At 75.9% G+C, this 19,458-nt stretch carries 15 protein-coding genes and 1 pseudogene; 13 read left to right on the top strand and 3 right to left on the bottom strand.

The window, feature by feature from the left end; genetic code table 11:
* Positions 1–106 precede the first annotated feature (106 nt).
* Genes O7599_RS19500 through O7599_RS19490 form a run of 3 tightly spaced genes read left to right on the top strand, consistent with a single transcriptional unit; the run spans position 107 to position 3,105 of the window.
* Complete coding sequence (locus O7599_RS19500) at positions 107–880, top strand: DUF5819 family protein (RefSeq protein ID WP_281616890.1); 774 nt, start codon at positions 107–109, stop codon at positions 878–880.
* Positions 877–2,268: an HTTM domain-containing protein gene (locus O7599_RS19495; RefSeq protein WP_281616889.1), complete on the top strand. Its 1,392-nt coding sequence runs from the start codon at positions 877–879 to the stop codon at positions 2,266–2,268. The genes O7599_RS19500 and O7599_RS19495 overlap by 4 nt, the downstream gene beginning before the upstream one ends.
* A 60-nt stretch (positions 2,269–2,328) precedes the next feature.
* On the top strand, positions 2,329–3,105 hold the full coding sequence (locus O7599_RS19490) for an RNA methyltransferase (RefSeq protein ID WP_281616888.1): 777 nt from the start codon (positions 2,329–2,331) through the stop codon (positions 3,103–3,105).
* 145 nt (positions 3,106–3,250) lie between these two features.
* Here O7599_RS19490 and paaN read toward each other — a convergent pair whose 3' ends face one another.
* Positions 3,251–4,933 (bottom strand): phenylacetic acid degradation protein PaaN, encoded by a 1,683-nt coding sequence (paaN, locus tag O7599_RS19485; protein ID WP_281616887.1) that lies wholly within the window; start codon positions 4,931–4,933, stop codon positions 3,251–3,253.
* Positions 4,934–5,025: 92 nt separating this feature from the next.
* On the opposite strand from paaN, the gene O7599_RS19480 reads away from it, so the two are divergent.
* Positions 5,026–5,640: a TetR/AcrR family transcriptional regulator gene (locus O7599_RS19480; protein ID WP_281616886.1), complete on the top strand. Its 615-nt coding sequence runs from the start codon at positions 5,026–5,028 to the stop codon at positions 5,638–5,640.
* 66 nt (positions 5,641–5,706) lie between these two features.
* Here O7599_RS19480 and O7599_RS19475 read toward each other — a convergent pair whose 3' ends face one another.
* A complete protein-coding gene (locus O7599_RS19475; protein WP_281616885.1) occupies positions 5,707–6,237 on the bottom strand; it encodes an Lrp/AsnC family transcriptional regulator in 531 nt (176 codons plus the stop codon).
* Positions 6,238–6,398: 161 nt separating this feature from the next.
* Here O7599_RS19475 and pdhA point away from each other — a divergent pair, with 161 nt between their 5' ends.
* The 9 genes and pseudogenes from pdhA (at position 6,399) to O7599_RS19430 (ending at position 17,649) form a co-directional block, all read left to right on the top strand.
* Positions 6,399–7,568 (top strand): pyruvate dehydrogenase (acetyl-transferring) E1 component subunit alpha, encoded by a 1,170-nt coding sequence (pdhA, locus tag O7599_RS19470; protein WP_281616884.1) that lies wholly within the window; start codon positions 6,399–6,401, stop codon positions 7,566–7,568.
* Entirely contained in the window at positions 7,565–8,602 is a 1,038-nt protein-coding gene (locus tag O7599_RS19465; protein WP_281616883.1) for an alpha-ketoacid dehydrogenase subunit beta, read from the top strand. The genes pdhA and O7599_RS19465 overlap by 4 nt, the downstream gene beginning before the upstream one ends.
* The gene (locus tag O7599_RS19460) at positions 8,602–10,155 is read left to right on the top strand and encodes a dihydrolipoamide acetyltransferase family protein (protein ID WP_281616882.1); all 1,554 of its coding nucleotides are present in this window, start codon (positions 8,602–8,604) and stop codon (positions 10,153–10,155) included. Before O7599_RS19465 ends, O7599_RS19460 begins: the two co-directional genes overlap by 1 nt.
* A gap of 33 nt (positions 10,156–10,188) precedes the next feature.
* Positions 10,189–11,103 carry a DUF6457 domain-containing protein gene (locus O7599_RS19455; RefSeq protein WP_281616881.1) on the top strand — a complete coding sequence of 305 codons (915 nt, stop codon included), beginning with the start codon at positions 10,189–10,191 and terminating at the stop codon, positions 11,101–11,103.
* A 689-nt stretch (positions 11,104–11,792) separates the two neighbouring features.
* The gene (locus O7599_RS19450) at positions 11,793–13,322 is read left to right on the top strand and encodes a molybdopterin molybdotransferase MoeA (protein WP_281616880.1); all 1,530 of its coding nucleotides are present in this window, start codon (positions 11,793–11,795) and stop codon (positions 13,320–13,322) included.
* Positions 13,319–14,323 (top strand): annotated as a pseudogene (locus O7599_RS19445) (potassium channel family protein); the annotation flags it as partial. The gene O7599_RS19450 and the pseudogene O7599_RS19445, both read left to right, overlap by 4 nt.
* Before the next feature lie 268 nt (positions 14,324–14,591).
* A complete protein-coding gene (locus O7599_RS19440; RefSeq protein ID WP_281616879.1) occupies positions 14,592–15,569 on the top strand; it encodes an NAD(P)H-quinone oxidoreductase in 978 nt (325 codons plus the stop codon).
* 129 nt (positions 15,570–15,698) lie between these two features.
* Positions 15,699–16,961, top strand: a complete 1,263-nt coding sequence (locus tag O7599_RS19435; protein ID WP_281616878.1) for a hypothetical protein — start codon at positions 15,699–15,701, stop codon at positions 16,959–16,961.
* Between the two features lie 124 nt (positions 16,962–17,085).
* Positions 17,086–17,649, top strand: coding sequence for a bacterial proteasome activator family protein (locus O7599_RS19430; protein ID WP_281616877.1), 564 nt, complete (start codon positions 17,086–17,088; stop codon positions 17,647–17,649).
* A gap of 102 nt (positions 17,650–17,751) precedes the next feature.
* Here O7599_RS19430 and O7599_RS19425 read toward each other — a convergent pair whose 3' ends face one another.
* Positions 17,752–19,428 carry a protein kinase gene (locus O7599_RS19425; RefSeq protein WP_281616876.1) on the bottom strand — a complete coding sequence of 559 codons (1,677 nt, stop codon included), beginning with the start codon at positions 19,426–19,428 and terminating at the stop codon, positions 17,752–17,754.
* Between the last annotated feature and the right edge of the window lie 30 nt (positions 19,429–19,458).

The following is a 19,458-nucleotide window of genomic DNA, read 5'->3' as shown; positions in this document are numbered from 1 at the left end:
CCTTACCCTGTCAAGGTCGGTTTCTGCCCCCGCACGCTGCGCGCAGGCGGTCCGGGTGGGTAGCGTGCCGGTCCTAAGGACCGGAGGAGACGGGAGCCCGGGGGTTATGGAATCGCGCCAGCCGGAGGAAAGCCGCGCCGGCATACCCGACGGCGGGGGCGCCGCGGGGGCCGGGGCGGAGGGGGCCGGGGCAGAGCCGGAGGCGGCGCCGCGGCCGGCCCCCGGCATCGCCGGCCTCTCGCCGCTCTCGCGGATCGTCGTCGCGCTGGCCATCGCGGTGCTGGTCGGCGTCGTCACCGTGCACCTGGGCGCCGGCTTCCTGCATGTCGCGCCGGCCAACACGCTCAGCACGAAGCACGACGAGACGATCGACCGCATCGTCTTCCCCGAGTTCGAGCAGAACTGGCGGCTGTTCGCGCCCAACCCGCTGCAGACCAACATCCACGTCGAGGTACGCGCCCGGCTGCAGATGCCCGACGGCGGCACCGAGGAGACCGGCTGGGTCGACCTCACCGCCATGGACCACGAGAACATCAGGGGCAACCCGGCGCCCAGCCACACCGTGCAGAACGAACTGCGCCGGGGCTGGGACTACTGGACCGACACCCACGACGAGGACAACCGCGCCATCTCCGACCGCGCCGACCTCGCCGAGGACTACGTCAAGCGCATCGTGATGCGGCGCCTGGGGCCCGTGCTGAACGACGGCCGGGTCGAGCGGATCCAGCTCCGCCAGGCCAGCCACCGGATAGCCCCGCCGCCGTGGAGCGACGAGGAATGGGACACCGCGCCGGCCTACCGCCAGTTGCCCTGGTGGATCGTCACGGCCGGGGACCTGATGGAGAGCGACCGTGAGGTGTGGGAGGAGAGCGACCAGTGACCTCCGCACCGCACACACCCCCCACGCCCCCCGGGCCCCCTTCACCCCCCGGGCCCGCCGCGTCCGCCCCGCCCCCGGCGCCCGACGGGCCGCCCGCGCCCCCGAAGGTCCCGTCGGCCGCCGAGCTGCGCCGCCGCTTCGAGGACGCCCTCACCCGCGGCCTGGGGCACGTCACGACGCGGGCGCTCGGCCCGTACCAGACGGCCGTCGTGCGCATCGGCTTCGCGTTCACGTGGCTCTGCTTCCTGCTGCGCGAACTGCCGCACCGGCACGAGCTGTACGGTCCTGACGGGCCGTGGAGCTTCGACCTCGGCAAGCGGCTGATCGGCGAGACGGACGCGTTCACGCTGCTGATGTGGTCGCGCAGCGACTTCTGGTTCGAGATCGTCTATCTGCTCGCCGTGGCCGCCAGCGTGATGCTGCTGCTGGGATGGCGGACGCGGACGGCGTCCGTGCTCTTCATGGTGGGCGTGCTGTCGCTGCAGAACCGCAGCATCTTCATGGGCGACGGCGGCGACAACGTCATCCACCTCATGGCCACGTACCTGGTGGTCACGCGCTGCGGCCAGGTGTGGTCGCTGGACGCGCGCCGCGCGCGGCGGCAGGCGCAGCGCGCCGCCGCGGACCCCGGCGCGGCGCCGCCGCAGGACCGGGTCGGCGCGGTGCTGTGGGCGGTGCTCGGCGCCGCGCTGGCGGTCATCACCGTGATGGGGCACCTGACCTGGGGCTGGGCGCTGATCTTCTGGGGCCTGTGGGTCGCGCAGGCGGTGTGGTGGGCGGCGCGGCGCGCCCGGTCCGCCGAGCCGCGGACCGTCTGCGACGTGCTCGCGAACCTCGCGCACAACGCCGGGCTGCTCGTGATCATGGCCCAGGTCTGCTTCATCTACGCGACCTCCGGCTGGTACAAGGTCCAGGGCACCCGCTGGCAGGACGGCACCGCCGTCTACTACCCGCTGAAGCTGGACTACTTCACCCCCTGGCCCGGCCTCGCGGACCTGATGGCGGGCAACGGAACCGTGATCATGCTGCTGGCCTACGGCACGGTCATCGTGCAGGTCGCCTTCCCGTTCACGCTCTTCAACCGGCGGCTGAAGAACGTCCTGCTGACCATCATGCTCATCGACCACGCGTCGATCGCCGTGATCATGGGCCTGCCGTTCTTCTCCGCGGCGATGATCTCGGCGGACCTGGTGTTCCTGCCGACGGTCGTCCTGGTGTGGGCGGGCGCCAGGGTCACCGGGCTGAAGAACCTGCTCCTCGGCCGGCTGCCGGGCACCGCCCCGCCGGGCGGGCGGCCGGCGGAGCGGACGGAGGCCGGGCCGGCGGATCCCGCGATTCCGGCGCAGGCGGACTCGCCGGACGCGCACGCGGACGCCCGCCCGGCCTGAGGGCGCGGGCGGTACGGGCCCGGACCGGGGGGCGCGGGCCGGGGCCCGTAGGCTCGGCGCATGAGCGGGGACGTCGTACGGCAGTGGCGGGAGGCCGCCGCGGACGACCGTGCCGTGCTGCTCGACGGCTTCCACGCGCTCAAGCACGCCCTGCGCTTCGGCGCCCGGGTACGGATCGCCGTCACCGCCTCCCGCGACGACGTCCGCGCGCTCGCCGAGGAGCTGGCCCCCGACCTCGCCGCCCGCCTCGCCGGCCTGCTCACCGACGTGTCCGACCGGGAACTGCGCGACCTGGTGCCCCGGCGGCACCCCACCGGCGTCGCCGCCCTGGCCGACCGGGCCGACGCGGCGTCCGTCCGCGCCGCGCTGCGCGCGCCCCGCACCGCGCCGGTCGTCGTCCTCGACAACCCGCGCAACCTCGGCAACGTCGGCGCCGTCGTCCGCCTCGCCGCCGGCATGGGCGCCACCGGCGTCGTCACCACCGGCGACGCCGACCCCTGGCATGCCAACGCGGTCCGCGGGGCCGCCGGGCTGCACTATGCCACCGCCGTCGCCCGCCTCCCGCTCGGCGACCTCCCCGACGCCGCACCCGGCCCGCTCTACGCCCTCGACCCCGCCGGCGACGACCTGCGCACCCTGCGGCTCCCGCCCGGCGTCCTCCTCGCCTTCGGCTCGGAGCGGCACGGGATCTCGCCCGCCATGCGGGGGCGCGCGGACCGGCTCGTCTCGCTGCCGATGCGCCCGCAGGTCTCCAGCTACAACCTCGCCACCAGTGTGGCCATGGCGCTCTACCACTGGTCCCTGGCCGCAGGTCCGGACGCCCCGGGCGCGCGGTAGCCCGCTCGGTGCTGCCGACGAAGCCGGTACTGATCCGCACGCGGCGGACCGCCTGAGCCAAGCTGCTCACCCGGGGGCCCGGGGGCCCGGGGGGCGGAGCCCCCGGAATCTGTTCATCGCCGCACCCCGCCGGAGGCGCCGGGCGCTACGCCGGGCGCCGGACCTCCACCATCCGGAAGCGGTTCGCCACGAACGCCCCGTCCGTCAGCGCCGCGTTCGCCGCCGGGTTGCCGCCCGAGCCGTGGAAGTCGGAGAAGGCCGCGGTCTGGTTCACGTACACCCCGCCGGTGAGGTTGAAGGACAACTGCGCCGGCTCGTCCATGCACGCCTCCTCGATCTGCCGCTCCACCTCCGTCGACGTCGTGTACGCCCCGACCGTCATGGCGCCCTTCTCGCGGATCGTGCGCCGTAGCAGCTCCACCGCGTCGCCCGTGGAGTCCACCGCGACCGCGAACGACACCGGGCCGAAGCACTCCGCCAGGTACGCCGCCTCGGTCTCCGGCTTCGCACCGTCGAGCTTGACGATCACCGGCGTACGCACCGTGGCGCCGGGGAACTCCGGATGGACCACCGCCCGCGTGGCCAGGGCGACTTCGCCGAGCCCGGCGGCCGCCTCCAGCCGTTCCCGCACCCCCGGGTTGACGATCGCGCCGAGCAGCGCCGTGGCCCGCTCGTCGTCACCGAGGAGCTTGTCGACCGCGGCGGCGAGGCCGGCGACCACCTCGTCGTACGACTTGCGGCCCTGGTCGGTGTCGATGCCGTCGCGGGGGATCAGCAGGTTCTGCGGGGTGGTGCACATCTGGCCGCTGTAGAGCGAGAGGGAGAAGGCGAGGTTGGCGAGCATGCCGCGGTAGTCGTCGGTGGAGTCGACCACGACCGTGTTGACCCCGGCCTTCTCCGTGTAGACCTGCGCCTGCCGGGCGTTGGCCTCCAGCCACTCGCCGAAGGCGGACGAGCCGGTGTAGTCCACGATCCGGATCTCGGGGCGCAGCGCCAGGGACTTGGCCACGCCCTCGCCGTCCCGCTCGGCGGTCAGACACACCAGGTTCGCGTCGAAGCCGGCCTCCGCCAGCACCTCGCGGGCGGCCTGGACCGTCAGCGCCAGCGGCAGCACGGCCCGCGGGTGCGGCTTGACCAGCACCGCGTTCCCCGTCGCCAGGGAGGCGAAGAGGCCCGGATAGCCGTTCCAGGTCGGGAACGTGTTGCACCCGACGAGCAGCGCGACGCCGCGCGGCACGGCCGTGAACGTCTTGCGCAGGTGCAGCGGGTCCCGCTTGCCCTGCGGCTTGGACCACTCGGCGACCAGCGGCGTGCGGCTCTGCTCCGCGTACGCGTACGCCACGGCCTCCAGGCCGCGGTCCTGCGCGTGCGGCCCGCCGGCCTGGAACGCCATCATGAACGCCTGCCCCGACGTGTGCATCACGGCATGCGCGAACTCGTGGGTGCGGGCGCTGATCCGGGCCAGGATCTCCAGGCACACCAGCGCCCGCAGCTCGGGCCCGGCCTCCCGCCAGGCGCCCGTGGCCGCCCGCATCGCGGGCAGCAGCACGTCCGGGTCCGCGTGCGGATACGTGACGCCCAGCTCCAGCCCGAACGGCGAGACCTCGTCCCCGGCCCAGCCGTCCGTGCCGGGCTGGCCGAGGTCCACGCGGGTGCCGCGCAGCGCCTCGAAGGCCGCCTGCCCGTCCGCGGGGGCGTTCTCGCCGTACGCCTTCGGGTGCTCGGGATGGGGCGACCAGAAGGCGCGCGTGCGGATCGCGTCCAGCGCCTGGTCCAGGGTCGGGCGGTGCTTTCCGGCGAGCGCGTCGGGCGTCAGGGTGGCGGGCATGCGGAACCAACTCCTCGTCGAGCTGGGCGGAAATCGGGCTTCGCGGCTAGAGTAACCGAATGATCGGTCGGGGCAAGAGAGGCTGTGGATAAGTGGCCGAGAGCAGGCGCACAGGCGCGCAGAGCGGCGCGAAACGGGACACGTACACCCCCGAGACGCTGCTCGCCGTGGCCGTCGAGGTCTTCCTGGAGCGGGGCTACGACGGCACCTCGATGGAGCACCTCTCGCGCGCCGCGGGCATCTCCAAGTCCTCGATATACCACCACGTGCGCGGCAAGGAAGAGCTGCTGCACCGCGCGGTCAGCCGCGCGCTCGACGGCCTCTTCGGCGTCCTCGACGAGCCCGCCGCGCGCACCGGCCGGGCCGTGGACCGGCTGGAGGCCGTCGCCCGGGGCACGACCGCGGTGCTGATGGCGGAGCTGCCGTACGTGACGCTGCTGCTGCGCGTGCGCGGCAACACCGAGACCGAGCGCTGGGCCATGGCGCGCCGGCGCGAGTTCGACGCCCGGGTGGCGGCGCTGCTGAAGGAGGCGGTGGCGGACGGCGACCTGCGCGCGGACGTGGACGTCCGGCTCGCCACGCGGCTGCTCTTCGGCATGATCAACTCGATCGCGGAGTGGTACCGCCCGCGCGCGGGCAACGCCCACGACGACGCAGAGGTGGTGGCCGCCGTGGCGACGCTGGCCTTCACCGGCCTGCGGACCTGACGGCGGGCGGCCGGCGCGGGACGGGACCCGGCCGCGTACCCGGCCTGCGGGACCCCGGGCGTGTGCTCAGCTCAGCAGGTCGTTCTGGACGTCCGTCTCCTCGAAGACCAGCAGCGTGCGCGTCGACAGCACCTCCGGGATCGCCTGGATCCGGGTCAGCACCAGGTCGCGCAGCGCGCGGTTGTCCTCCGTGTGCACCAGCAGCAGCACGTCGAAGTCCCCGCCCACCAGCGCGATGTGCGCCGCGCCCGGGAGTTGTTCGAGCTGCCGGCGCGCGGTGCGCCAGGTGTTCTGCACGATCTTCAGCGTGATGTACGCGGACGTTCCCTGCCCCGCCCGCTCCTGGTCGATGCGGGCGGCGAAGCCCCGGATCACGCCGTCGTCGATGAGGCGGTTGATCCGGGCGTAGGCGTTGGCGCGGGAGACGTGGACCTGCTCGGCCACGGAGCGCACGGAGGCGCGGCCGTCGGCGCGCAGGATGCGGATGATCTCGCGGTCGACGGCGTCCGGCCGGCGGGCCGGCGGGCGCGGCCCGGGTACCGCGGGGGCGCCGGCGGGCAGGTCGGGAGTGTCGTCGGCCAACTGTTCTTCCGCCATGCCCTACCGCCTTCCCTGTCTGGACGACCTGCTGGTATTGGAAGCTGTGCAGAACCGTTTGTCCACAGGCTGGGGTTCCCTGTAGCCAAAATGTGCCGTCAACCGAACAATCGGTAGGGAGTGCACGAGGTCTCAGCCACGCCCACAAGGAGGTGGACGTCATGACGGTTCTCGAGCAGCCCGGCCGCGCCTACCACCCGGCGCCCCCGCCGGCCTGGAAGCCGCGTACCGACGCGGCCCCCCTGCTGCCCGACCCCGAGCCGTACCGGGTGCTCGGCACCTCCGCCGCGGAGAAGGCCGACGCCGGACTGCTCCGCGAGCTGTACGGCGCGCTGGTCACAGGACGGCGGTACAACGAACAGGCCACGACCCTGACCAAGCAGGGCCGCCTCGCCGTCTACCCGTCCACGACCGGCCAGGAAGCCTGCCAGGTCGCCGCGGCCCGCGCCCTGCGCCCGCAGGACTGGCTCTTCCCCAGTTACCGGGACACGCTCGCCGCCGTCGCCCGCGGCCTCGACCCCGTGCAGGCCCTCACGCTGCTCCGCGGCGACTGGCACACGGGGTACGACCCGGCGGAGCACCGCATCGCTCCTCTGTGCACCCCGCTCGCCACCCAGCTCCCGCACGCCGTCGGCCTCGCCCGTGCCGCCCGGCTGAAGGGCGACGACGTCGTCGCCCTCGCCATGGTCGGCGACGGCGGCACCAGCGAGGGCGACTTCCACGAGGCGCTGAACTTCGCCGCCGTCTGGCGCGCCCCCGTGGTCTTCCTGGTGCAGAACAACGGGTACGCGATCTCCGTCCCCCTCGCCAAGCAGACCGCCGCCCCCTCCCTCGCCCACAAGGCCGTGGGGTACGGGATGCCGGGCCGCCTGGTCGACGGCAACGACGCGGTGGCCGCGTACGAGGTCCTCACCGAGGCCGTCGAGCGGGCCAGGGCCGGCGGCGGCCCGACGCTCGTCGAGGCCGTCACGTACCGCATGGACGCGCACACCAACGCCGACGACGCCACGCGGTACCGCACGGACAGCGAGGTCGAGCCGTGGCGCGGGCACGACCCCGTCGCGCTGCTGGAGGCCGAGCTGACCGGCCGCGGGCTGCTGGACGAGGCGGGTGCCGCCGCAGCCCGCGCGGCGGCCGAGGAGGTGGCGGCGGGCATGCGCGAGCGGCTGCACGCCGACGCCGAGCTGGATCCGACGGACCTCTTCACGTACGTCTACGCCGAGCCGACGCCGCAGCTCCGCGCGCAGGAGAGCATGCTGCGCGCCGAGCTGGAGGCCGAACTGCAGGCCGACCCTGAGTCCGGCCCGCAGGCCGGGGAGGAGGGGCGATGACGACGACCGCCGTCGCCGGCACCGCGGCCGGGCGCAAGCCCGCCACCATGGCGCAGGCCCTCACGCGCGCGATGCGCGACGCCATGGCCGCCGACCCCGCCGTCCACGTCATGGGCGAGGACGTGGGGCAGCTCGGCGGCGTCTTCCGCATCACCCAGGGCCTGGCCGAGGAGTTCGGCGAGGACCGCTGCACGGACACCCCGCTGGCCGAGGCCGGCATCCTCGGCACGGCGGTGGGGATGGCGATGTACGGGCTGCGGCCGGTGGTGGAGATGCAGTTCGACGCCTTCGGCTACCCCGCGTTCGAGCAGCTCGTCAGCCACGTCTCCCGGATGCGCAACCGGACGCGGGGAGCCACCCCGATGCCGCTGACCATCCGCGTCCCGTACGGCGGCGGCATCGGCGGCGTCGAGCACCACGGCGACTCCTCCGAGGCGTACTACATGGCCACCCCCGGGCTGCACGTGCTCACGCCCGGCACCGTCGCCGACGCCTACGGGCTGCTGCGCGCGGCCATCGCCTCCGACGACCCCGTGGTCTTCATGGAGCCCAAGCGGCTCTACTGGTCGAAGGCGGACTGGGACCCCGAGCGTCCCGAGCAGGTGCCGGGCATCGGCCGGGCGGTGGTGCGCCGGCCGGGCACGACGGCCACGCTCGTCACGTACGGCCCGTCCGTGCCCGTCTGCCTGGAGGCCGCCGAGGCCGCGCGGGAGGAGGGCTGGGACCTGGAGGTCGTCGACCTGCGCTCCCTGGTCCCGTTCGACGAGGAGACGGTGGTGGCGTCCGTACGGCGCACGGGCCGCGCCGTCGTCGTCCACGAGTCGCCCGGCTTCGCCGGCCCCGGCGGCGAGATCGCCGCCCGCGTCGGCGAGCGGTGCTTCCACTACCTGGAGGCGCCCGTGCTGCGCGTCGCCGGTCTCGACATCCCGTACCCCCCGCCGATGCTGGAGAAGCACCACCTGCCGGGCGTGGACCGCGTGCTGGACGCGGTGTCGCGGCTGCAGTGGGAGGCCGAGTGGACGGAGGGCGGCTGATGCCGGAGGTCCGCGAGTTCGCGCTGCCCGACCTGGGGGAGGGCCTGACGGAGGCGGAGATCGTCACCTGGCTGGTGGAGGTCGGCGACGTCATCGCCGTCGACCAGCCGGTGGTGGAGGTGGAGACGGCCAAGGCGATGGTCGAGGTGCCGTGCCCGTACGGGGGCGTGGTCACCGCCCGCCACGGCGAGCAGGGCACGGAGGTGCCGGTGGGTTCCGTGCTGGTCACGGTCGCGGTGGAGACCGGGACCGGGGGCGGGGCCGCCGGCGGAGCGCGCGACGGTGACGGCGGCGGGTACCGGGCCCGGGTCGAGGACCGGATCCGCGGTGCGGCGGGCGGCGGTCCGGCGGACGGTGCGGCCGACGGTGCGAGGGCCGACGGTGCGGCGGTCGGCGCGCGGGCCGCGGCGGAGTTCGCCGGGGAGGAGACCGGCGGTTCGGGCAACGTGCTCGTCGGTTACGGCACGAGTGCCGGCGCCACGCGCCGCAGGCGGCGCGGCCCGGCCGGAGCCGGCCGCCCCCGGATCCGCACGGCGGGCGGGGTCGAGGACGGTGCCGGCGACGGTCCGCGGGCACGGAGCGCGGCCACGCCGGGGGCCGTGGCGGACGGCCCGGTGGCCGTCATCTCGCCGCTGGTGCGGCGGATCGCCCGGGAGTCCGGGCTGGACCTGCGTGGCGTCGCCGGCACCGGGCCGCGCGGGCTGATCCTGCGCGCCGACGTCGAGGCCGCGATACGGGCCGCGGACACAGCCGGGGCTCCGGGACGTACCGCGGCCGATGACGCGGCCGTGAGCACCGGCGCGCGTGCCGGGGCCGCTTCCCCGGCGGTCGGTGCCGCGTGGCCTGCGGGCGGCCCGCCCGCCGGCGGTGAGCGGGTGCCGCTGCGCGGGGTGCGCGGGGCCGTCGCCGACAAGCTGTCGCGCAGCCGGCGGGAGATTCCCGACGCCACGTGCTGGGTGGACGCCGACGCGACGGAGTTGCTGGCCGCCCGGCGGGCGATGAACGCGGCGGCGGGCGACGGGCCGCCGGTGTCGCTGCTCGCGCTGCTCGGCCGCGTGTGCACCGCCGCCCTCGCGCGCTTCCCCGAGCTGAACTCCACGGTGCGGGACCGCGAGATAGTCCGGCTGCCCGCCGTCCACCTCGGCTTCGCCGCGCAGACCGACCGCGGGCTCGTCGTCCCGGTCGTACGCGACGCGCACGCGCTCTCCGCCGAGCGGCTCTCCGCGGAGATGGCGCGGCTGACGGACGCGGCGCGGGCGGGCACGCTGACGCCCGCGGAGCTGACCGGCGGCACGTTCACGCTGAACAACTACGGCGTCTTCGGCGTCGACGGCTCGACGCCGATCCTCAACCATCCCGAGGCGGGCATGCTCGGCGTGGGGCGGATAGCGGAGAAGCCGTGGGTGCACGGTGGCGAGCTGGCGGTGCGGCGCGTGGTGCAGTTGTCGTTCACGTTCGACCACCGGGTGTGCGACGGCGGCACCGCGGGCGGCTTCCTGCGGTACGTGGCCGACTGCGTCGAGCAGCCCGCGGTGCTGCTCAGGGCCCTCTAGCGGAACGGCGCGCGGCGGGTAGGGTCCCGTGCCATGGAGGAGTCCGGCGGTACGGGGCCCGGCCGGACCGTGCCCGGGGCGCGGTCCGGCGCGGCGGGGACGTACGCCGCAGTCGTGCTCGCCGGAGGTGCCGCGCGGCGCCTCGGCGGGGTCGACAAGATGGCGCTGACCGTCGGCGGACGCACCCTCCTGGACCGGGTGCTGCGCGCCTGCCGCGGCGCGGGGCAGACCGTCGTCGTGGGACCCCGGCGCCCCACGGTCCGCCCGGTGACGTGGACCCGCGAGGCCCCGCCCGGCGGCGGCCCCGTCGCCGCGCTGGCCGCGGCGTTGCCGCTGACCTCCGCCGACACCGTCGTGCTGCTCTCGGCCGACCTGCCGTTCCTGGACGACGGCACGGTACGCACCCTCCGCGACGCCCTCGCGGCGGCCGGCGACGGCGTCGACGGGGCGATGCTCGTGGACGGCACGGGGCGCGACCAGCCGCTCGTCGCGGCGTACCGGGGCGAGTCGCTGCGGCGCGGCGTCGCGCTGCTCGCCGCCGAGCACGGCGGGCTCGCCGGACTGCCGCTGCGGCTGCTCACCGGGGAGCTGCGGCTCGTCCGGTCGGCATCCGGGGCGACGTTCGACTGCGACACCTGGGAGGATCTGGCCACGGCCAGGGACCGGATCAGGGAGCATGGGCACGTGCTGGATGAATGGCTCGCAGCGGTCAAGGAAGAACTCGGTCTCGACACCGAGGTGGACACCCGTCTCCTGCTCGACCTCGCGCGCGACGCCGCGCACGGAGTGGCGCGCCCCGCGGCGCCGTTGACGACTTTCCTCGTCGGCTACGCGGCGGGGCGGGCCGGCGGCGGCCCGGAGGCGGTCGCGGAGGCGACGCGCAAGGTCACGGCGCTGACCGAGCGGTGGGCGGAGGAGGCGGCCGCGGAGGGCCGGGCGGACACATGACGTCTGGTCGGCGCGGCGACCGGCGCGCTCCAGAAACCGGCGCCGGAGCCGCGGGCGGGCACGGCGGCGACGGCGAAACCGGCGCGCGCGGCGACGAGTTCGCGGACGCGCTGGCGCTGGCGAACGACCGCCGCGACCTGGCCGACACCTACGGCGACGCCTTCACCCTCGTGGAACCGCGCACGGCTCCCGACGAGGAGGGCGCGCGGGAGCGCGGGGCGGGGGCGCCGGGCGGACCGCGTCCGGGACCGGAGGGATTCGGCGACGCCTCGGCGGCGACTGAGCAGCCGGGCACGCGTGAAGGACGGGATACGTCGCCGCGCTCGGGTACGGCCGGCCGCGGCGCCGGCCGGCGCGCCACCGGGCCGCGGGGCGGCACGGACGGCGCCCCCGCGCGCTGGGCGCGAGGCCGTAGCCCCGAGTCGCGCGGCGCCGCGGTGGCCGAGCCGGGCGCCCGGGCGGTTCCGGGACGTCGCGCTGAGCCCGCCGGCACGGAGGGCGGTCGTGCGGCGCGCGGGGACACCGCGGCCGGGCCGGCTGTGCGGGGGGTCCCCGGACGTCGCGCCGAGCCCGGTGGCGCGGAGGGCGCCCGAGCGCATGAGGGGAGTGCGCGGCGGCCGGGCGGTGCCGCGCCCCGGCGTGGGATCGAGACGGCGGACGGGTGGAGCCCCGTCGGGCCGGAGAGCCGCATGGACTCGGCCGCTCGTCCCGACGGACGTGGCGCGGGGGCGCCGGACGGCCCCGCCGCGCGGGACGCGCGTGCCGGGGCTCGGCATGGTCCCGGGGCGCACGGCGGCGGGGCCGACGGGGACGCGGGCAATGGGCGCCGCACCCAGGGCCGCGCCGGCGCCTCCGTGGCGCGCGGCGGGGATCCGCTGGACGTGGCGCTCGGGCTCGACGGACGCGCCGGGCGTGCACCCCGCGACCCGCGCGGGCTGTCCTGGGACGCCGCCCGGCGGGTCGCCGTGCGGTCCGGGCGGCGGCTGGGTGCCGTCGTGGTGCCGGCGGCCGGGGCGTACGGGCAGGTGCTCGCCGATCCGCTCCGGGCCCTCGTCGACCTGCCCCCCTTCGACACCTCCGCCATGGACGGCTACGCCGTCGCCGGTCCCGGTCCCTGGCGGCTCGACTCCGCGGGGCAGGGCGTCCTCGCCGGCCACGCCGCCCACCCCGCGCTGCCCGACGGCCACGCCGTACGCATCGCCACCGGCGCCCGGGTCCCGCCCGGCGCCACCGGCGTCCTCCGCTCCGAGCACGCCGAACTCCGCGACGACGGCAGCCTCCACGCCACCGCAGCCCCCTCAGGCGCAACAGCCGCCCGAGCCGCCCGAGCCACCGCAGCCCAGGACGTCCGTACCGGCCAGGACATCCGCCCCCGCGGCCAGGAGTGCCGCGCCGGCGCCGAACTGCTGCCCGCCGGCGCGCGCGTCACCCCCGCCGTCCTCGGCCTCGCCGCCGCCGCCGGCCACGACGAGCTGAGTGTCGTCCGCCGCCCCCGCGTCGAAGTGCTCGTCCTCGGCGCGGAGTTGCAGCACCGCGGCCTGCCCCGCGAGGGCCGCGTCCGCGACGCGCTCGGCCCGATGCTGGCGCCGTGGCTGCGCGCGTGCGGCGCCGAGCCGTTCGTCACCCGCCGCCTCGGGGACGACGCGGAGCTGCTGTACGAGGCCGTCGCCACCTCCACCGCGGACGTCGTCGTGACCACCGGCGGCACCGCCGCGGGCCCCGTCGACCACGTCCACGGCACCCTGCGCCGCCTCAAGGCCGACCTGGTCGTCGACGGCGTCGCCGTACGCCCCGGCCACCCGATGCTGCTCGCCGTACTGCCGACCGGCGCGCACGTCGTCGGTCTGCCCGGCAATCCGCTGGCGGCGGTCTCCGCGCTGCTCACGCTCGCCGAGCCGCTGGTGCGCGTGCTGGGCGGCGCGCCCGTGCCGGAGCCGCCGGAGGCGGTGGTCACCGCGGACACGACGGGGCACCCGACGGACACCCGGCTGGTGCCGGTCGCCCTGGAGCACCCCGCCACAGCGCACCCCACCACAGCGCACCCCGCCGCGCGCCCCCTGCACTTCGCCGGCCCCGCCATGCTCCGCGGCCTCGCCGTCGCCGACGCGCTCGCCGTCGTCCCGCCCGGCGGCGCCCCCGCCGGCACGCCCGTGCGCGTCCTGCGGCTGCCGTGGGCGGCCGCGACCACCCCGGCAGGCCCCCCGGCAGGCCCCGCGTGAAGTACCCGGACCAACAGGTCGCCCTGCCCCGCCGCCCCCGCGCGCCCCTGCGCCAGGTCGGCGGCCGCATCGTCGCCGCGCTCGCCGTCCTCGCGCTCGCCGTGTTCGTCGTCTACCTGGGCCGCGAGGGCTACCACGACAACGCCGGCGGCGAAGTCGGCCTGCTGGACGCCGCGTACTACGCGACCGTCTCCCTCTCCACCACCGGCTACGGCGACATCGTCCCCGCCACCCACGGCACCCGGCTCACCACCGTCCTCGTGGTGACGCCGCTGCGGGTGCTCTTCCTGATCATCCTCGTCGGCACCACCCTTGAGGTGCTCACCGAGCGCACCCGCCACCAGTGGCGGCTCGATCGCTGGAGGTCCGCGTTGCGCGATCACACCGTCATCGTCGGCTACGGCACGAAGGGCCGCTCGGCGCTGCAGACGCTGCGCGCCAAGGGGCTGGACAAGGGCCAGGTCGTGATCATCGACCCGAGCGGGAAGGTCATCGAGGCGGCCAACGCCGACGGCTACTCCGGCGTCGTCGGCGACGCGACGCGCTCCGCCGTGCTGCTGCGCGCCGAGGGGCAGCGGGCGGCCCAGTTCGTCATCGCGCCCCAGCGCGACGACACGGCGGTGCTGGTGACGCTGACGGTCCGGCAGTTGAACCCGCGGGCGAAGATCGTGACCGCGGTGCGCGAGGAGGAGAACGCGCCGCTGCTGCGCCAGTCCGGCGCGGACGCCGTCATCACCAGCTCCAGCGCCGCGGGCCGGCTGCTCGGCCTGTCGGTGCTGAGCCCGAGCGCGGGCACGGTGCTGGAGGACCTGATCGTGCAGGGGTCAGGGCTGGACCTCATCGAGCGCCCGGCGACCAAGGCGGAGGCCGGGCTGCTGCCGCGCGAGACCGACGACCTGGTGGTGGCGGTCAAGCGCGGGCACCGGCTGATGGCGTACGACGATCCGGACGTCGGCCGGCTGGAGATGACGGACCGTCTGATCACCATCAGCCGGGCCGCAGGACCCGCGACGACGCCGGAGAAGGAACGCATAGTCACCCGCGAGGGTGGCTGGGACCTCGGCGGGCGCCGGGACCGCGGCCACCGGGACTACGACGACATCCGTGACTCCAGGGGCGCCAGGGACCCCAGGGGCTACGGCGCGCACGGCGAGCTGGGCGGTGCGGACCGCGACCGCGAGCCCGGCCGTGGCCGGAACCGCAACGGCGAGCGGGGCGGGAGGGACGAACGGGACCGCCCGGACGACGCGGAGTAGTAGCGTCCACCGCATGCATGCGATCACCATCTCAGAGCCCGGCGGCCCCGACGCGCTCGTCTGGGCCGAGGTACCCGACCCCGTGCCGGCGCAAGGCGAAGTGCTGATCGAGGTGGCTGCCGCCGGTGTGAACCGCGCGGACGTGCTGCAGCGCCAGGGGTTCTACGAACCGCCCGCCGGCGCGTCCCCGTACCCCGGACTGGAGTGCGCGGGACGGATCGCCGCGCTCGGCGCGGGAGTGAGCGACTGGCAGGTCGGCGACGAGGTGTGCGCGCTGCTCGCCGGCGGCGGGTACGCGGAGAAGGTCGCGGTGCCGGCCGGGCAACTGCTGCCCGTACCGCGCGGGCACGACGCGGTGACCGCCGCCGCGCTGCCCGAAGTGGCGTGCACGGTCTGGTCGAACGTGTTCATGATCGCGCACCTGCGCCCCGGCGAGACGCTGCTCGTGCACGGCGGCGGCAGCGGCATCGGCACGATGGCGGTGCAGTTGGCCAAGGCGGTCGGCGCCCGGGTGGCGGTGACGGCGGGCAGCGCGGAGAAGCTGGAGTACTGCCGCGAGCTGGGCGCGGACGTGCTCGTCAACTACCGCGAGCAGGACTTCGTCAAGGAGGTGCGCGCCGCCACGGAGGGCGCGGGCGCGGACGTGATCCTGGACATCGTCGGCGCGGCGTACCTGGCGCAGAACGTGAAGGCGCTGGCGGTCAATGGCCGGATCGCGGTGATCGGGCTGCAGGGCGGCGGGAAGGGGGAGCTGAACCTCGGCGCGCTGCTGGCCAAGCGCGGGGCGATCACGGCGACGTCGCTGCGCGGCCGGCCGCCGGGAGAGAAGGCGGCGATCGTGTCGGCGGTACGGGAGCACGTGTGGCCGCTGGTGGAGGCGGACCGGGTGCGGCCGATCGTGGACCGGACGCTGCCGGTGCAGCAGGCGGCGGAGGCGCACCGGGTGATGGAGTCGAGCGCGCACGTGGGGAAGCTGCTGCTGACGACGTGACGGGCGGGTACGCGACCGGCGTGGCGCCGTGCGGGCCGGCCACCCGCACGGCGTAGCCCCGAATGTCGGCATTATCGGATTATGTGACTCTGGTCGGGTCAGCACTGCCGGCACGGAAGGGTCTCCGCCGTGGCTGCTCCCGCACGTCGTCCGCGCCTCGCGGCCGGGGTGGTGGCGGTGGTGCTGTGGCAGGGGACCGTGGCGGGGCAGGAGCTCGCGCACGGAAGCGCGCCGGCGGGCGGCGGCGCGGGGCGGCCGACGGCGTACGGGGAGCAGCGCGGGACGCCGCACGCGGCGGGCGCCGCGGCGCGGACCGGCACCCGCCCCGGGACGGCCCGGGAGGGCGCGGTGACCGAGCGCGCCCGCGCCGCGGGGACGTCGGCGAACCAGGCCGCCGGCCGCGGCCGCGGTGCGCCGGAGGCCGGGCATGGCAGGCCGGGCAGCCGCCCGCGCGCGGCGCCGGACCGCCCCCGTACCGCGGACGACCGTCCCGGCACCGGAGACGACCGCCCCCGCACCGCGGCACGCCCCTCCGATCGCGACGAGGACCGCGACCGCGACGCCGACGGCGATCACGACCGTGAGCGCGACGCCGACCGCGACCGTGACCGCGATCACGACCGCGACCCCGACCCGGACCCCGACCGTGATCACGACCGCGACCGCGACGCCGACCGCCCCCGCCGCCCCGACCGCCTCGCCGGCAACGGCGCCGGCGAAGGCCGTCGCCACCCCGGTCGCCCGGACACCGCCCCACCCCCCGGCGACGTCACCGCGCCACCCCGCCCCGACCGCCCGCGCCGCCCCGGGCCCCCCGGCCCACCGCCCCCCGGCGCCCCCGGGGAACCCCGCGCCCCCGGTGCCGACCGGCCCGCACCCCCCGTCCCGCCCCGCCCCGGCCCGCCGAACCGGGACCGCACCCCCCGCCCCTGCCCTCCGGCACCGCCCGCGGCCCCGCGCCCGGACCGCCCCACCGCCCCCCGGTCCCCGCACGCCGACCGCTCCCCCGCAACCACTCCCACCCCCCACGGCAAGCGCCGCGACGCCGCCCGCGACCGCCCCCGGGGCCACCGCCCCGGCCGCCCCGGCCGCCCGGGCCGCCCCGACCGCCCCCGCGCCTCCGCTCCCGCCCCCGGCCCTCCGGGCCCCCCGCACGTCCGCCCCCGCGACCCCGCCCCGTACCGCAGCAGCAACGCCCCCGTACCCGGCACCGACCACACCCCGGCCCCGGCGCAGAGCCTCACCTTCGTCCCGGACGCCCAGGCCGACGCCGCCGACCGCCCTCCGCGGCGCAGCTCCCGCACGGCGGACCGCGTGCTGCCCCTCGGCACCGGCATGGCCCTCACCGGCCTGGGCCTGGCGTACTTCGCCCTCCGCCTCCGCCGCCGCTGACCCCGAGACCTCCGGATGGCCCCCGAGCGCTCCGACCGGCACCCCGTCCCGGCCCATGAGATCCACCCCCGCCGCCCAAGATCCCGGCACCCCCGCCGCCCGGCCCGTGCGCGACAATGGACGCATGAATACTCCGAGCAACGAGCGCCCGTCAGATTCCCCCCAGGTGGTGGTGGTAGGACCCGACGGCATGGCACGCGGGACCGTCGCGCCGGGCGACGGCGGCGCGGACGAGGAGAGCCGCGAGATCCCCCTGACGGACAAGGTCGAGCAGCCGGCGAAGGTCATGCGCATCGGCAGCATGATCAAGCAGTTGCTGGAGGAGGTACGGGCCGCGCCTCTGGACGAGGCGAGCCGCGCCCGGCTGAAGGAGATCCACTCCAGCTCGGTGAAGGAGCTGGAGGACGGCCTCGCGCCCGACCTGATCGACGAGCTGGAGCGGCTGACGCTGCCGTTCACCGACGAGACCGTGCCGACGGAGGCGGAGCTGCGCATCGCGCAGGCGCAGTTGGTCGGCTGGCTCGAAGGGCTCTTCCACGGCATCCAGACCACGCTGTTCGCGCAGCAGATGGCCGCGCGGGCGCAGCTCGAACAGATGCGCCGGGCCCTGCCGCCCGGCAGTCTCGGCGGCGACGACCAGGGCGAGGTGGGCCCGGAGCACGGCCGCAGCGGCGGCCCGTACCTCTGACGCGGGACCGGGCGCTCCACCGCTCCACCGCACACCGCCCACACGGCGACGGGCCGGGTTCGTCCAGGGGACGAAGCCCGGCCCGAGCCGTGCGTGCGGTTTCTACTCCGGGTAGCCCGTGGCGATGACGAGCTCCAGCTTGTCCTTCGACGGGTCGAAGTACTCGTCGTACTCGTCGAAGTTCTGCTCCAGCACCGTGTCCTTGCCCCACAGCTCGTCGGGCTCCTCGTCCACCTCGTACGACCACTGCGCCGCGCGGAGGCACTCGCGCACCGACTGGTAGTCCTTGAAGGTGAAGTCGGGCACCCTGACCAGGTCCTCGTTCTGGGGGTCGGTCAGCGGCTCGGTGCAGCGGGTCTTGTCGATCGTGCGGGACCGGTCCGGCGGGATCATGCCGCCCTCGCCCGTGCCGCCGTCGGTGCCCTCCGCGCCGCCGTCGTCAGCGGGCTCTGCGGTGCCGCCGGTCGGGTCGGAGTTGGGGTCGCTCTGCTGGGTCCCGCCGGTCTGCTTGGCCTCGGGCTTGCCGTCGCCGCCGCTGTTGAGCGCGATGACGATGACGGCCGCCGCGATCACCGTGACGGCGATGACGACGGTCAGCGCGATGACCGCGACGTTGCGGTTCCCCCCGCCCCCGTTCCCGGCACCGCCGGCGGGCGTCGCGTGCGGGCTGAGCGAGTAGGGCTGGGGAGTGGAGTACCCCCCGTGCTGAGGCTGCGGCGGCTGCGCCGGGCCGAACCCCTGCTGCTGCATCGGCTGGTACGGGGTGGCGGCAGCGGCGCCCGGGGGCGGCGACTGGTACGGGTTGACCGGCGGGAACACCGCCGAGCCGACACCCGCGCCCGAGTCGCGCGCGTGCTCGCCCGCGATGACGGACGGCATCGCGCCCGGCGGCGTCATGCCGCCCGCCCGGCGCACCTCGTCGCGCATCTGCTCGGCGCTCGCGAACCGCTCGTCGGGGTTCTTCGCCAGCGCCCGCGCCACCAGCGCGTCGACCACCGGCGGCACCGTCACGTTGATGGACGACGGCGCCGGCGGCTGCTCCTGCACGTGCGCGTACGCGATGGCCAGCGGCGAGTCCGCGTCGAACGGCAGCCGCCCGGTCAGCAGCTCGAAGAGCATCACGCCCACCGAGTACAGGTCGGAGCGGGCGTCCACGCCGCGGCCCAGGGCCTGCTCGGGGGAGAGGTACTGCGGGGTGCCGACGACCATGCCCGTCTGCGTCATCGACGTGACGCCGGACTGCACGGCGCGGGCGATGCCGAAGTCCATCACCTTGACCTGCTCGCGGCGCGTCATCATGACGTTCCCCGGCTTGATGTCGCGGTGGACGAGGCCCATCTCGTGGCTGGCGTCGAGCGCGGCCAGCACGTCCGAGACGATCCGCAGCGCCTTCTCGGTCTGCATCGCGCCGAAGCGCGCCACGTCCTCGTCGAGCACCGCGCGCAGCGGGCGGCCCTCGACGTACTCCATGACGATGTACGGCACGGGCCCGCCGCCGTCGCCGGCGAAGCGGTCCTCGCCGGTGTCGAACACGGAGACGACGTTCGGGTGCGAGAGCCGGGCGACGGCCTGGGCCTCGCGGCGGAAGCGCTCGCGGAAGGAGTCCTCCCGGCCGAGCTCGGTGTGGAGCGTCTTCACCGCGACCTGGCGGTCGAGAACGCTGTCGTGGGCGAGGTGGACGGAGGCCATGCCGCCCGTGCCCAGCAGGTCGAGGAGCTGGTAGCGGCCGCCCCCCACGGATCGACCGGCGTAGTCGTCCTGGCCGCCGTACTCGGTCATGCTGGAATCTCCCCCGGGTGCCTGCCTGAT

The organism is Streptomyces sp. WMMC500, from assembly GCF_027497195.1.
Taxonomy (GTDB): domain Bacteria; phylum Actinomycetota; class Actinomycetes; order Streptomycetales; family Streptomycetaceae; genus Streptomyces.
The sequence above is the reverse complement of the archived record's forward strand: the minus strand, read 5'-3'. Positions and strand labels throughout refer to the sequence as shown.

Excerpts from the sequence above, each read along its gene's own strand:
- O7599_RS19450 (WP_281616880.1), top strand. The coding sequence starts at position 11,793 with ATGGACTCGGCCGCTCGTCCCGACGGACGTGGCGCGGGGGCGCCGGAC.
- pdhA (WP_281616884.1), top strand. The coding sequence starts at position 6,399 with ATGACGGTTCTCGAGCAGCCCGGCCGCGCCTACCACCCGGCGCCCCCG.
- O7599_RS19460 (WP_281616882.1), top strand. The coding sequence starts at position 8,602 with ATGCCGGAGGTCCGCGAGTTCGCGCTGCCCGACCTGGGGGAGGGCCTG.
- O7599_RS19440 (WP_281616879.1), top strand. The coding sequence starts at position 14,592 with ATGCATGCGATCACCATCTCAGAGCCCGGCGGCCCCGACGCGCTCGTC.
- O7599_RS19425 (WP_281616876.1), bottom strand. The coding sequence starts at position 19,428 with ATGACCGAGTACGGCGGCCAGGACGACTACGCCGGTCGATCCGTGGGG.
- O7599_RS19455 (WP_281616881.1), top strand. The coding sequence starts at position 10,189 with ATGGAGGAGTCCGGCGGTACGGGGCCCGGCCGGACCGTGCCCGGGGCG.
- O7599_RS19490 (WP_281616888.1), top strand. The coding sequence starts at position 2,329 with ATGAGCGGGGACGTCGTACGGCAGTGGCGGGAGGCCGCCGCGGACGAC.
- O7599_RS19475 (WP_281616885.1), bottom strand. The coding sequence starts at position 6,237 with ATGGCGGAAGAACAGTTGGCCGACGACACTCCCGACCTGCCCGCCGGC.
- O7599_RS19430 (WP_281616877.1), top strand. The coding sequence starts at position 17,086 with ATGAATACTCCGAGCAACGAGCGCCCGTCAGATTCCCCCCAGGTGGTG.
- O7599_RS19500 (WP_281616890.1), top strand. The coding sequence starts at position 107 with ATGGAATCGCGCCAGCCGGAGGAAAGCCGCGCCGGCATACCCGACGGC.
- O7599_RS19465 (WP_281616883.1), top strand. The coding sequence starts at position 7,565 with ATGACGACGACCGCCGTCGCCGGCACCGCGGCCGGGCGCAAGCCCGCC.
- paaN (WP_281616887.1), bottom strand. The coding sequence starts at position 4,933 with ATGCCCGCCACCCTGACGCCCGACGCGCTCGCCGGAAAGCACCGCCCG.